Raw genomic sequence first — 14,435 nt, forward strand, 5'->3', positions numbered from 1 at the left:
AACTCTTTGGAGTTGACTAATAGATAGTTTTTCTAAAAATGTTCTTTGAAAATTGCACAGTGAAATTAAAGTTGTTTTAATAAGTTAAAGCCATGTAAATGGTGTATAGATGAATTTAATACAATTTCGCAAAATGAATTAAAACGTTTATGTAAATAAACGAAATTATCTATGCAAATAGATAAAGATAAAGGTTAAGCTACAAAGGGCGCATGGCGAATGCCTTGGCACTAGGAGCCGAAGAAGGACGCGTTAAGCTGCGATAAGCTTTGGGTAGGCGCAAATAGCCAGTGATCCAAAGATTTCCGAATGGGGGAACCCACATAGTAACAACTATGTACTGCATACTGAATAAATAGGTATGCAGAGGTAGACCCGGGGAACTGAAACATCTAAGTACCCGGAGGAAGAGAAAGAAACATCGATTTCCTAAGTAGCGGCGAGCGAAAGGGAAAGAGCCCAAACCTAGGTCTTTGACCTAGGGGTTGAGGATAGATCATAAATACTGCAATTCCTTAATTGAAGATAGCTGGAAAGCTGCTCCGCAGAAGGTAATAGGCCTGTAAATGAAAAGGAAAAACAGTCAGATCTAATCCAGAGTACCACGAGACACGTGAAACCTTGTGGGAAGCAGGGAGGACCACCTCCCAAGGCTAAATACTACCTAGTGACCGATAGTGAAGAAGTACCGTGAGGGAAAGGTGAAAAGAACCCCGGAAGGGGAGTGAAATAGAACCTGAAACCGTGTGCCTACAACCGGTCGGAGCACTTTTTATGTGTGACGGCGTGCTTTTTGTAGAACGAGCCAACGAGTTACGATATGTAGCAAGGTTAAGTACTTAAGGTACGGAGCCGAAGGGAAACCAAGTCTGAATAGGGCGCTGTGAACGTAAGTTCACGAAGTTGCATGTCGTAGACCCGAAACCGGGTGACCTATCCATGGCCAGGATGAAGCGGAAGTAAAATTCCGTGGAGGTCCGAACCACGTTGGTGTTGAAAAACCATGGGATGAGCTGTGGATAGCGGAGAAATTCCAATCGAACTCGGAGATAGCTGGTTCTCCTCGAAATAGCTTTAGGGCTAGCGTCGATTAATTGAGTAATGGAGGTAGAGCACTGAATGGGCTAGGGGCTGACAACAGTTACTGAACCCTATCAAACTCCGAATGCCATATACTTTTATTTCGGCAGTCAGACTGCGAATGATAAGATCCGTAGTCAAAAGGGAAACAGCCCAGACCATCAGCTAAGGTCCCAAAGTGTAAGTTAAGTGGAAAAGGATGTGGGATTTCTAAGACAACTAGGATGTTGGCTCAGAAGCAGCCACTCATTCAAAGAGTGCGTAATAGCTCACTAGTCAAGAGATCCTGCGCCGAAGATGTCCGGGGCTAAAACTTACCACCGAAGCTATGGGTGTACACTATGTGTACGCGGTAGAGGAGCTTTCTGTACTGGCTGAAGTCATACCGTAAGGAGTGGTGGACGGTACAGAAGTGAGAATGTTGGCATAAGTAGCGAGAGTTAAGTGAGAATCTTAACGGTCGAAAACCTAAGGTTTCCTGAGGAAGGCTCGTCCTCTCAGGGTTAGTCGGGACCTAAGCCGAGGCCGAAAGGCGTAGGTGATGGACAATCGGTTGATATTCCGATACCACCAATGGACGTTATTAGAAATGGGATGACGCAGGAGGATAAGATGTGCACACTATTGGATGTGTGTCTAAGCATTTAGGCGGAGCAAGCAGGCAAATCCGTTTGCTCGGAACGTTGAGATGTTATGGGGAAGGGAATTTATTCCTGAAGTATCTGATTCCACGCTGCCAAGAAAAGTCTCTATCGAGGATATTGGTGCCCGTACCGCAAACCGACACAGGTAGGTGAGGAGAGAATCCTAAGACCATCGGAAGAATTGCTGTTAAGGAACTCGGCAAATTGACCCCGTAACTTCGGGAGAAGGGGTGCCTACGAAAGTAGGTCGCAGAGAATAGGCCCAAGCAACTGTTTAGCAAAAACACAGGTCTCTGCTAAAGCGAAAGCTGATGTATAGGGGCTGACGCCTGCCCGGTGCTGGAAGGTTAAGGGGATTACTTAGCGCAAGCGAAGGTATGAACTTAAGCCCCAGTAAACGGCGGCCGTAACTATAACGGTCCTAAGGTAGCGAAATTCCTTGTCGGGTAAGTTCCGACCCGCACGAATGGCGTAATGATTTGGGCACTGTCTCAACAGCACATCCGGCGAAATTGTAGTGCCAGTGAAGATGCTGGCTACCCGCGATTGGACGGAAAGACCCCGTAGAGCTTTACTGTAGCTTAGCATTGAATTTCGGTATTGTCTGTACAGGATAGGTGGGAGACTGAGAAACATGGGCGTCAGCCTGTGTGGAGTCATCCTTGGGATACCACCCTGACAGTACTGAGGTTCTAACTGGAGGCCATGAATCTGGTCACAGGACATTGTTAGGTGGGCAGTTTGACTGGGGCGGTCGCCTCCAAAAAAGTAACGGAGGCGCTCAAAGGTTCCCTCAGCGCGGTTGGAAATCGCGCGAAGAGTGCAAAGGCAGAAGGGAGCCTGACTGCGACACCTACAAGTGGAGCAGGGACGAAAGTCGGACTTAGTGATCCGGTGGTACCTCGTGGGAGGGCCATCGCTCAACGGATAAAAGCTACCTCGGGGATAACAGGCTGATCTCCCCCAAGAGTCCACATCGACGGGGAGGTTTGGCACCTCGATGTCGGCTCGTCGCATCCTGGGGCTGAAGTAGGTCCCAAGGGTTGGGCTGTTCGCCCATTAAAGCGGCACGCGAGCTGGGTTCAGAACGTCGTGAGACAGTTCGGTCCCTATCCGTCGCGGGCGTAGGAAATTTGAAGGGAGCTGTCCTTAGTACGAGAGGACCGGGATGGACAAACCTCTGGTGCACCAGTTGTCACGCCAGTGGCATCGCTGGGTAGCTATGTTTGGAAGGGATAAACGCTGAAAGCATCTAAGCGTGAAGCCCACCCTGAGATGAGATTTCCCATAACTCGTGCGTAAGCACGGTGTTAGTAAGACTCCTGGAAGAACACCAGGTTGATAGGTTAGAGGTGTAAGCATGGTAACATGTTCAGCTGACTAATACTAATAAGTCGAGGGCTTGACCTTAATATATATAAAGCGTAAGCTTCAAGCGAAAGCGAGAAGATAATTTCACTGTGCAATTTTGAGAGAATATATATTTTCTCAATCTGGTGATTATGGCATGAAGGTAACACCCCTTCCCATACCGAACAGGTCGGTTAAGCTTCAATGCGCCAATGGTACTGCAGGGGTAACTTTGTGGGAGAGTAGGTCGTCGCCAGGTAACATGGTTTACTAGCTCAGTTGGTAGAGCACATGACTTTTAATCATGGTGTCCGGGGTTCGATTCCCCGGTAAGCCACCAAAAAAAGCACTTCTTTATGAAGTGCTTTTTTTATTTCCATTGGGCAGCCATATTATGAAATATTTCAGCCTTTCTTAAGTCACCTTGTTTTCTGTATACCATAGATATTAATTCATAGACTTCAGGAGTATTTGGATCAGTAGATAAAACTACTTTTAGTGCATCCAATGCTTTTTTTAGGTTATTCTCAGATATTAATTGTTTTATAATCATTATTTGATATTCAATATTTCTTGCATTTGGAGCCTCTTCCTTTGTTATCATTTCATCAATAATAGTCTTAATCTTATCTGTAGTAAAAGGTTTCTGTAAATAAGTAATGGCGCCAAGTTTTGTACAATCCACTGCATTTTTAACCGTAGCAAAAGCTGTCATAATTACTACAGGAGCAGTTAAACCTTTAGCTCTAATTCTTTTAAGGACCTCTGTGCCACTTATTTCGGGCATTTTAATATCTAAAAATATTAGATCTACAGGTTCTGTATCAATTAAAGATAGCGCTTCATGACCGTTAGTAGCCATCAAAACTTCAAATCCCTTTAGTTTAAGATAAATCCCGAGCAGTGTACGAATATTTTTTGTGTCATCTACAACTAAAACTTTCTTCATAATTGCCCTTCTTTCCCCAATAATCAATTATATTATTAATTATATAGAACTATATTTTTAGCATAAATATCACTTGTATTTTTAAGTTTACATATAAGTATAAGACTTTTATTGATTATATGCAACTAGAATTTAACAGCTAAGGTATATGGTAGATGTAAATTATAGGCGTATAAGGAGTATAAATACAATATATTTCTTTAATAAAACTCATATATTCAATTATTGATTTAATACTATGAGAAAAATGAAGAATAACGAATATAAACAAAGGAAAGCAATGCTAAATTTCTTAAACCACATACAGCAATTAGGATAATGATTTTAAAATGAGTTAACCAAAGTTGCGATATGCCCTAAAATCACTTAAAATATGCATATAGTACTTAAATTTAGTATTACGTTATTTTTTAATAAAGAGATTCAAGTAAGGAGAACAAATTATGTATATTATAATAATAGGTTGTGGTAGATTAGGCAGTGGACTTGCCATGGAACTTTCTAATGATGGTCATGATGTGGTAATAGTGGACAAATATGCAGCCAATTTGCAGCGTCTTAGAAGTGGTTTTAATGGAATTAAAATTAAAGGTGTGGAGATAGATAATGATACGTTGATGGAAGCCGGAATAGATAAAGCAGATATATTTTTGGCTATGACCCCAGCAGATAATATAAATATTATGGCTAGTCAAATTGCAAAGAATATATTTAAGGTACCTAAAGTAATAGCTAGAATATTTGACCCATCCAGGGAATTTATTTATAGAAAACTAGGATTACAAACTATAAGTCCAACTGAATTAGGTATAAACATAATTAAAAACAAAATAATAGATAAAAAATCAGATACACTATTTATGTTAAACAATGATATAGCTATAGAAGAGATTACAATAAACAAACTTAAGTTTAAAAGTGTTTTAGAAATAGAAGATAAGTTTAATTGTAGCATATGTGCAGTTTGGAAAAATGGTGAATTTATGATACCAAATAAAAATGAACTATTTGAAAAGGGTAATAAAATAGTTTGTAGCATAAATAAGGAGAATAAAGAAAAGTTAGTAAAGGCAATAATGAGGGAGAAACTTATATGAGAGCAGTAATAGTTGGTGGTGGAAAGGTAGGGTACTATCTTGTTAAAGCATTAAAAGAAAAAAAACATCAAGTAGTATTAATAGAAAAAGATATAGATATTTGCCAAAAGATTGCTGAAGAAATTCAGGTAGATGTAATATGTGGGGATGGTTCGGATGTTGAAGTACTAAAAGATGCGGGCATTGAAGAGGCGGAAGTAGTAGCTGCAGTAACTGGGAAAGATGAGGAAAACTTGGTAATATGTCAGATGGCTAAAGTGAACTTTAATATTAATGAGACAATAGCCAGAATCAATAATCCGAAAAATACAGCAATATTCAAGGCACTGGGAGTGGATAAGACTGTATGTAGCACACAAGTAATTTGTAATTTAATAGAAGGAGAATTTAACAGCGAACCGCTAAAAGTAATAGAAAGCATAAATAGAGGAGAAATGATATTAGTAGAAGCGAAAATAGATAAAGACAGTGCATGGAAAGATAAATCTATAGAAAAGTTAAAGTTACCTAAGGAATGTCTAATAATATCAATAATAAGAAGTGAGAAAGTGATTTTCCCAAGAGGCGGCGAAGACATAAAAGAGGGCGATAAAGTACTTATCATAACAAATACAGATAGAAAGAAAGATGTAGAGAAATCTATAATTGGAGGGTAAATATTATGACAAGCAAAAAGATTATAGGTGGAGTAATTACAGAGATAGGATATACACTAATGTTTTTATTCGTGTTATATGGCATTAATATGATTTTGGCAAGGTGATTATATGAAAAAAATAATAAAAAACTTTGATGATTTTAAAATAATAAATTTTTATGTAGGATATGTAATCATAGGAACCGCAAGTTTAATGCTGATACCAATGCTTACTTCATTAATATTTAAGGAATGGAGTGCACTTTTAGATTTTACTATTAGTATAAGTATAGCTATTAGTTTAGGTATATTGCTTATGGCTACAGGTAAGAGTAAGATTGATAAAGTAAAGGTGCAATGGAAACATGGATTAATTATTGCATCTAGCTCCTGGCTTATACTAACTTTGTTATGTGCGGTGCCATATCAACTTAGTGGAAATACTGAATCTTTCTTAGATGCATGTTTTGATGTTATGAGTGGGTTTACAACCACAGGAGTTCTACTTACTCAAAATATTGACCATCTTTCACTGGGACTCAATATGTGGAGACACCTTATTACTTTTGTTGGTGGACAAGGTATGGTAGTACTCGCTTTAAGTTTTATGGTAGAACATACATTAGGTGCTTACAAAATGTATGTTGGTGAAGGTAAGGATGCGGAACTCGTACCTAATGTAAAAAATACGGCAAGAATAATATGGAAAATAAGCATTATATATTTAGTAGTAGGTACTATTATGCTTTGGATTAATGGAATACTTATAGGCATGCGGCCTGTAAGTGCTTTTTTTCATGGATTATTTATTTTTATGTCTGCATGGAGCACAGGTGGATTTGCACCGATGTCTCAAAATATGCTGTATTATCATAGTCTTTCCTATGAGTTATTGACAATGATTTTCTTCGTTATTGGTTCTTTAAATTTTGCATTACATTATGCAGTATGGCAAGGTAAGAAAAAAGAAATATTGAAGAATATTGAAACACAGAGTTTTTTTATTACAGCTCTACTTATTTCTTTTTTTGTAGCGTTAAAACTAACAAATTCGGGAGTATATAGTAACGCTATATCAGTTTTCAGAAAAGGTGTATATAATGTATTATCAGCTCATACAACTACAGGGTTTAGTAATCTATATGCAAGGCAGTTTGCAACTGAGTGGGGAGATTTCCCTGTGGTTATGATGATAATAGCCATGCTTATAGGTGGATCAGCCTGTTCTACGGCGGGTGGTTTTAAGGGGCTTAGGGTAGGATTGGCTTTTAAAAGTATAGGTGTAGAAGTAAATAAGTTGATAAATTCTGACAGAAAAATAAGGGTAGCTAAGTTTCATCATATAAAAGAAATTGTGTTAGAGGATGCAATGGTGAAATCTGCTTATCTTATAATAATATGTTATATAATTTTATTTTTTGTAGGAACTGCACTTGGAACCTATTATGGATACCCAGTTCTTAGTTCAGCTTTTGAAGCTGCATCAGTTACAGGAAATGTAGGATTATCCATTGGAATTACGGCTCCATCAATGCCAACCTTACTTAAGATATATTATATAATTGCAATGTATTTAGGAAGACTAGAATTTATATCTGTGTTTGCGCTAATAGGAGTTACATTTGGAGGCATTAAGAAATTATGGTTAAGACTTTTAAAACAATAATATTAATATGTATTTTAGTTTTTTCTTTTCCCATAGCATGCATGGCGAAGGAATATAGTAACTTTACTGAATTAATCGAAAATGGAAAAAAGATTGATAATACTAAAATTACACTAAAAGGTGAAGCTATTGGGGAAAGTATGAATAGAGGTAAATATTCCTGGGTAAATATAAGTGATGGAAGCAATGCTATGGGGATATGGATTAAAAATGAACAAGTCCAAAGTATAAAAAACTTTGGTAAGTATGGCTATAAGGGAGATCTATTGAAAATAAATGGTACTTTTAATAGAGCCTGTGTGGAACATGGTGGTGATATGGATATCCATGCAAGCTCGGTTGAAATTATAGAGGTTGGGGAAAAAGTAATAATCCCTATAAGTAACAATAAAAAAATTATAGCAACAATACTAACACTTATTACACTTACTTTAATTTTTTTATATAAAAAATTTACTAAAAGCATTTCAAAATGAAATGCTTTTTTTAGAAATTAAGGTGTATTTAGATATATTAGGAGGTGGTGAGTTTGAAAAAAAGTAAATTAAATGAGTGGTTTCTAAAAATTTTTAATGAGTATGAATATAATGACTATAGCGAAATTAAACCTAAACAAATGATAATTGCCAATGTGTTTAAAACTATAGTAATTATGATCTTATCAACTATATTATCTCTGATATTTAGAAAAATTGGGTTTCATGAGTCAAATGAAATAATGGTATATATTTTGGGAGTATTATTTGTATCCACAAGTACTGATGGATATATTTATGGTATAATGGCTGCAATAATCGGAGTACTATCATTTAATTTTTTCTTTACGGTACCATATTATAGCTTTTTAGCTTATAGAGCCGATTATCCAGTAACTTTTATTATAATGCTTATAGCCGCAATTATTACAAGTACTTTAACTTCAAGAGTTAAAACGCAAGTTAAGATATCTTTTATACGTGAAAATAGAATGAAAATTTTATATAAAATTAACAAATCATTGCTTACAGCAAGAAATAAAAAACAAGTAGTTGAGTTTTGTGGTGACAATTTAGTTGATATGTTTAGCAGAGCTATTATGATAGCTATACTAGATGATAAAAATAATTTGCAAAATCCAAGTGATTATATGGTTAATGGAGAATATGGTAGGAATATTTTCAAGTCAGATGTAGAGGTGTTGGCAATTGAAAAATGCTTTAAAACAGGCCAATCAGTAGGTGTTGAAGCTGATATCTTCATAAATAGTGTTGGATATTATCATCCTATTAAAGGACAAAATAAAATTCTTGGAATTATTGGCATAGCATGTTTAGAAGAAGATACTTTATCAAAAAATGAAAAAATTCTTTTGGAGTCCGTTTCTACACAAATTGCTTTAGCTATTGAAAGGGAAGACTTATATCAAAAGAAAAAAAATATAAATTTAGAGGCCGAAAGAGAGAGAGTTAGGGGTAATCTTTTGAGATCAATTTCACATGATTTAAGAACTCCGCTAACAGGAATATTAGGATCTGTTTCTACAATTACTGATAATTATGATATACTTGATAATGATACAAAAAAAGAGCTTCTTGATATAATTTATGAAGATACAAGTTGGCTTATACATTCAGTTGAAAATATATTGAGTATGACAAGAATAGATGAGGGGAAGCTTGAAATTAAGAAGGATACAGAGGTCGTTGAAGAAATTGTTGCTGAATCCATAGCGAGAGTTAAAAGGTTTTCGGGAAGTCATAATATCGTGACTGATTTACCCGAAAATATGGTTATATTATTTGTAGATGGGTTATTAATAGAACAAGTGCTTATTAATTTGATTGATAATGCTATAAAGTATACGCAGGATGATTCCATCATAGCGGTTAAAGTTACAGTAAAGGAAGATAATGTGGTTTTTGATATATCAGACAATGGAAAAGGGATACCAGAAGAAGATATAACGTCTATATTTGATAGATTCTATACGAAGACTAAGGGCGATTGCTTAGAAAAACGAGGCATAGGACTAGGACTTGCTATTTGCAAGTCTATTATAGAAGCACATGGTGGATGTATGGAAGCTTTAAATAACTCTTCTGGTGGGGCAACGTTTAGATTTAGTTTACCTGGAATAAGGAGCGATGAAAATGGATATAAAGCCTTTGATTTTAATAGTTGAAGATGATAAACCTATTAAAAAATTTATGAAAGTTTCGCTTGAGGCGCAGGGGTATAAGTGTATTGAAACTGAATTCGGGAATACAGCTATAGCACTTATTTTTTCTAACAATCCAGATATAATAATTTTAGACTTAGGCCTTCCAGATATTGATGGTCTTAATGTTATTGAAAAAGTAAGAGAGTCTACAAAAGCTAGGATTATAGTTGTTTCAGCTCGTGGACATGAAAGTGAAAAGGTTGAAGCCTTAGATAGCGGTGCGGATGATTATTTGACTAAGCCTTTTAGCGTAGCTGAGCTTTTAGCAAGAATCAGGGTGGCACTTAGACATTTTAATGGGGATAATAATTCACAGAATAGTGTGAAATCAGTATTCGTGGTTAAGGATTTAAAAATAGATTTTGAAAAACGCAGAGTTACGATTTTGCATGAAGAAATACATTTAACACCAATGGAGTACAAATTAATTGAGTTAATGTCAAGATATGCAGGACGTGTGTTAACTCATAAGTATATAATTGATGAGATTTGGGGAAGTTATTTTGAAAATGAGACGCAATCTCTTAGGGTATTTATGGCTAATATAAGAAGGAAAATAGAAAAGGACCCTGCCCAGCCGCAGTATATCATAACGGAAGTTGGAGTAGGATATCGTTTAGTAGATGAATAGTTTTTTAAAAATGGAGCTTTTGGCTTCATCTTTTTTTTGTGAAAAGATTATGGTATATTTTTCTTAACATAAGATTTATGTATAAGATAGTATCTTTACACTATCTTTATTTTGCATTTGTTAGAATGAATACATAAGGTGATTAGAAGGAGGCGACGTAAATTCATGATGGATGTAATATTCATAATAGGGACAGCATTTTGTTTTTTGGCAGTACTACCGTTTATTAATTGGTGTGAAGCACAAATAAATAAATAAAAATCAATGTATCACTTAAAGTGATAATTAAATGGAGGATTTTATGAAAGGTTTAATTGTAATTGCAATTTTATTGTTTTTGTATTTAGGGTATGCGTTGTTTAATCCCGAAAAATTTTAAAAGAAATAGATGGAGGGTAGTTATTTATGGACATTTTTCAAATTGTATTAACACTTATAATTTTTGTATTGCTTATAATTCCAACTGGAAAATATATATATAAAGTTATAAACAATAAGAGATCTTTTGTAGATCCAGTTATGGACAAGGTAGATAACTTAATATATAAACTTACAGGGATAACAAAAGAAGAGATGACGTGGAAGCAATATGCCGCTACTTTTATAGTATCTAATATGGTTATGACTTTAATGGCTTACGTAGTTCTTAGGATTCAAGGAGTTCATTTATTAAACCCCAATGGTAACAAAGCTATGGATGCTTCACTTATTTTTAACACTATTTTTAGTTTTATGACTAATACAAACCTTCAACACTATGGTGGAGAATGGGGATTGTCGTACTTAAGTCAAATGATAGTTATAACTTTCTTTATGTTTACGTCTGGAGCATCAGGAGTTGCTGTTGCAGCTGCTTTTATAAGAGGTATTACTGGAAAGACTAAAATGATAGGTAATTTCTTTGTTGATTTAGTAAGAGTTACTACAAGGGTGCTAATTCCTTTTTCAATAATAGTAACAATCCTTTTAATGGGACAAGGAGTCCCACAGACTTTCGCGCCAAATAAAGTTATTACGACGTTAGAAGGAACTAAGCAAGTTATTGGCCTTGGACCTGTAGCTTCCTTTGAAGCTATTAAACATTTAGGTACTAATGGTGGTGGTTTCTTTGGTTCAAACTCATCACACCCATTTGAAAATCCTACTCCGTTTTCAAACTTAATAGAAATGTTATCTATGATGTTAATACCCGGAGCTATAGTTTATTGTTTTGGACTAATGGTAAAAAAGAAAAAGCAAGGATGGGCTATATTTGCAGCAATGTCTATATTGTTTGTATTGTCTTTAGTAGTTTGCTTACATTCTGAAAAGGCCGGGAATCCTGCAATTGCTAATCTTAATTTAAGCCAAGCTATGGGCAATATGGAGGGGAAAGAAATAAGGTTTGGACTTCCAGGTTCAACGCTATTTACAACAGTTACAACAGCGTTCACCACAGGTAGTGTAAATAATATGCATGATTCATTAACACCTCTTGGTGGAATGGTTCCACTATGGCAGATGATGCTTAACGTAGTATTTGGTGGTGAGGGCGTAGGTTTTATGAATATGATAATGTACGCAATACTAACAGTATTCCTATGTGGACTAATGGTGGGAAGGACACCGGAATTTTTGGGTAAAAAAATTGAGGCAAAGGAAATTAAGTTAATATCTTTGGCTATATTAATACATCCTTTTATAATTCTTGTACCTTCAAGTATAGCGGTACTTACGAAGCAGGGTCTTGCGGGTATAACTAATTCAGGTTTCCATGGCTTAACCCAAGTACTTTATGAATTTACTTCCTCTGCTGCTAATAATGGTTCAGGTTTTGAAGGATTAGCAGATAATACTATGTTTTGGAATATAAGTACAGGGATTGTTATGTATGCAGGAAGATTTTTCGCCATGGTTATTCTTTTAGCTGTAGCTGGTTCGCTAGCAGCTAAGAAGTCTGTAGCAGAATCAAATTCTACATTTAGGACAGACAACACTACATTTACTATAATATTAGTATTTATAGTTTTAATAATAGGAGCGTTAACATTTATGCCAGCTATAGTGTTAGGACCAATAGCTGAACACCTAATGCAATAAAATATTTAATAATGTAAGGAGTAATATATATGAGTAATAAAGATAGTAAAAAGAAGTTTATAAGTAAAAAGATTTTTAATGATGCACTTAAAGATTCTTTTAAAAAGTTAAACCCTAAATTAATGATAAAAAACCCTGTTATGTTCATTGTTGAAGTTGGATTTTTTATAACTTTATTTCTTACTTTTGTTCCTACGGCCTTTGGTGATACAGGTACAAATTTAAGAGTATATAATGGATTAGTTGCTTTGATTCTTTTCATTACAGTTCTATTTGCTAACTTTGCAGAAGCAGTGGCAGAAGGAAGAGGGAAAGCTCAAGCTGAAAGTTTGAAAAAAACAAAAAGAGATACAATGGCTAAACTTTTAGACAAAAATGGTAAAATAACAGTTACCAGTGCGTCAGAGATTAAAAAGGGAGATATTGTTCTTGTTGAAAATGGGGATATAATACCAAATGATGGTGAAATTGTTTCGGGCCTTGCAGCTGTAGATGAATCCGCTATAACAGGAGAATCAGCGCCTGTTATGAAAGAGTCTGGTGGAGATTTTAGCTCAGTTACTGGAGGAACTAAAGTCGTAAGTGATTGGCTTAAAATCAAAGTTACAGCTAGTCCAGGAGAGTCTTTCCTTGATAAAATGATAAGTTTAGTTGAAGGAGCTTCAAGACAAAAAACTCCTAATGAGATGGCATTAAATATTTTATTAACAGTTTTAACAATGATTTTTCTAATGGTTGTTGTTACGCTGCATCCATTAGGTGCTTACTCAGGTGCTAATATTCCTGCATCTACATTGATAGCATTGCTTGTATGCTTAATACCAACTACAATAGGTGGGTTATTATCAGCTATAGGAATTGCAGGTATGGATAGAGTTACAAGATTTAATGTAATTGCTATGTCAGGTAAAGCGGTTGAAGCTTGCGGAGACGTAGATGTTATGATTTTGGATAAGACTGGTACAATAACTTACGGTAATAGACTTGCAGCAGAATTTACGGCTGTATCTGGGTGTGATCAAGATAAATTAATAAAATATGCATTAATATCTTCCCTAAAGGATGAAACTCCTGAAGGTAGGTCTGTAGTTGAACTTGCGAGTAAACTTGGAGTATCTTTAGATGTAGAGGATTATAAAGAAGCAGAATTTATAGAATTCACTGCTCAAACTAAAATGAGTGGATTAAATTTAGCAGATGGAACTATTATAAGAAAAGGTGCTATTAGTAGTATTATAAAAATGGTGCAGGGACTTGGTGGTAAGGTTTCAAAAGATTTAGAAGTAGTTACAACAAAAATCTCAATGCTTGGAGGAACACCCTTAGTAGTTTGTTTAAATAGTGAAATACTTGGAGTTATTTATTTAAAGGATACTGTGAAACCAGGACTTACGCAAAGATTTGAAAGACTAAGACAGATGGGTATAAAAACCATTATGTGTACAGGGGATAACCCACTTACAGCGGCTACAATAGCAAAAGAAGCAGGGGTGGATGAATTTATTGCAGAGTGTACCCCAGAGGGTAAAATTGATATTATAAAGAGAGAACAAGCAGAGGGAAAACTTGTTGCTATGACGGGTGATGGTACTAATGATGCTCCGGCGCTTGCAAAGGCGGATGTTGGGCTTGCAATGAATAGCGGTACTGTTGCTGCAAAAGAAGCTGCTAATATGGTGGATTTAGATTCTGATCCTACTAAGATAATTGAAGTAGTAGAAATAGGTAAGCAGTTACTTATAACAAGGGGAGCACTAACTACATTTAGTATAGCAAATGATGTTGCGAAATACTTTGCTATAATACCAGCAATATTTACTGTAGCTATTCCCACAATGAATGTATTAAATGTAATGAAGCTTGCTACGCCTTCAAGCGCGATATTATCAGCATTAGTGTTTAATGCAATAATAATACCTCTATTAATTCCAATAGCTATGAGAGGAGTAAAATATAAACCATCAAAGGCGGAAACCCTTCTTTTGAGAAATATATTAATTTATGGTGTAGGTGGAATTCTGGTTCCATTTGGTGGAATTAAAATAATAGATATGATAATATTCCCGCTACTCAAAGTACTTAACGTGGCATAAGTACTTAAT

General features: G+C 35.6%; 10 protein-coding genes, 1 tRNA gene and 2 rRNA genes. 12 read left to right on the forward strand and 1 reads right to left on the reverse strand.

Going from position 1 to position 14,435, the window contains the following annotated elements; all coding sequences use genetic code 11:
- Nucleotides 1–192 precede the first annotated feature (192 nt).
- The 3 genes from G9F70_RS00445 (at nucleotide 193) to G9F70_RS00455 (ending at nucleotide 3,414) form a co-directional block, all read left to right on the forward strand.
- Nucleotides 193–3,134: ribosomal RNA gene (locus G9F70_RS00445) — 23S ribosomal RNA — on the forward strand.
- Nucleotides 3,135–3,216: 82 nt separating this feature from the next.
- Nucleotides 3,217–3,333 (forward strand): 5S ribosomal RNA (gene rrf, locus G9F70_RS00450).
- 5 nt (nucleotides 3,334–3,338) lie between these two features.
- Nucleotides 3,339–3,414, forward strand: a tRNA-Lys gene (locus tag G9F70_RS00455).
- Nucleotides 3,415–3,444: 30 nt separating this feature from the next.
- Here G9F70_RS00455 and G9F70_RS00460 read toward each other — a convergent pair.
- A complete protein-coding gene (locus tag G9F70_RS00460; protein WP_164947058.1) occupies nucleotides 3,445–4,023 on the reverse strand; it encodes a response regulator in 579 nt (192 codons plus the stop codon).
- A gap of 443 nt (nucleotides 4,024–4,466) precedes the next feature.
- Here G9F70_RS00460 and G9F70_RS00465 point away from each other — a divergent pair, with 443 nt between their 5' ends.
- From G9F70_RS00465 to kdpB, 9 genes are all read left to right on the forward strand, one after another.
- Entirely contained in the window at nucleotides 4,467–5,120 is a 654-nt protein-coding gene (locus tag G9F70_RS00465; protein ID WP_164947057.1) for a potassium channel family protein, read from the forward strand.
- The gene (locus G9F70_RS00470; protein WP_125004915.1) at nucleotides 5,117–5,776 is read left to right on the forward strand and encodes a potassium channel family protein; all 660 of its coding nucleotides are present in this window, start codon (nucleotides 5,117–5,119) and stop codon (nucleotides 5,774–5,776) included. Before G9F70_RS00465 ends, G9F70_RS00470 begins: the two co-directional genes overlap by 4 nt.
- 111 nt (nucleotides 5,777–5,887) lie before the next feature.
- Nucleotides 5,888–7,423: a TrkH family potassium uptake protein gene (locus tag G9F70_RS00475; protein WP_164947056.1), complete on the forward strand. Its 1,536-nt coding sequence runs from the start codon at nucleotides 5,888–5,890 to the stop codon at nucleotides 7,421–7,423.
- Nucleotides 7,399–7,899, forward strand: coding sequence for a DNA-binding protein (locus G9F70_RS00480; protein WP_164947055.1), 501 nt, complete (start codon nucleotides 7,399–7,401; stop codon nucleotides 7,897–7,899). The genes G9F70_RS00475 and G9F70_RS00480 overlap by 25 nt, the downstream gene beginning before the upstream one ends.
- Before the next feature lie 53 nt (nucleotides 7,900–7,952).
- The gene (locus G9F70_RS00485) at nucleotides 7,953–9,584 is read left to right on the forward strand and encodes a DUF4118 domain-containing protein (protein ID WP_224617362.1); all 1,632 of its coding nucleotides are present in this window, start codon (nucleotides 7,953–7,955) and stop codon (nucleotides 9,582–9,584) included.
- Nucleotides 9,553–10,254 carry a response regulator gene (locus G9F70_RS00490; protein WP_164947054.1) on the forward strand — a complete coding sequence of 234 codons (702 nt, stop codon included), beginning with the start codon at nucleotides 9,553–9,555 and terminating at the stop codon, nucleotides 10,252–10,254. The genes G9F70_RS00485 and G9F70_RS00490 overlap by 32 nt, the downstream gene beginning before the upstream one ends.
- A 301-nt stretch (nucleotides 10,255–10,555) precedes the next feature.
- A complete protein-coding gene (kdpF, locus tag G9F70_RS27415) occupies nucleotides 10,556–10,633 on the forward strand; it encodes a K(+)-transporting ATPase subunit F (RefSeq protein ID WP_224617774.1) in 78 nt (25 codons plus the stop codon).
- Nucleotides 10,634–10,659: 26 nt separating this feature from the next.
- On the forward strand, nucleotides 10,660–12,333 hold the full coding sequence (gene kdpA / locus G9F70_RS00500) for a potassium-transporting ATPase subunit KdpA (protein WP_164947053.1): 1,674 nt from the start codon (nucleotides 10,660–10,662) through the stop codon (nucleotides 12,331–12,333).
- 29 nt (nucleotides 12,334–12,362) lie between these two features.
- On the forward strand, nucleotides 12,363–14,426 hold the full coding sequence (gene kdpB, locus G9F70_RS00505; protein WP_164947052.1) for a potassium-transporting ATPase subunit KdpB: 2,064 nt from the start codon (nucleotides 12,363–12,365) through the stop codon (nucleotides 14,424–14,426).
- Nucleotides 14,427–14,435: the final 9 nt, after the last annotated feature.

The sequence above is a fragment of the Clostridium sp. FP1 genome (assembly GCF_011065975.2).
Taxonomy (GTDB): domain Bacteria; phylum Bacillota; class Clostridia; order Clostridiales; family Clostridiaceae; genus Clostridium_AD; species Clostridium_AD tagluense.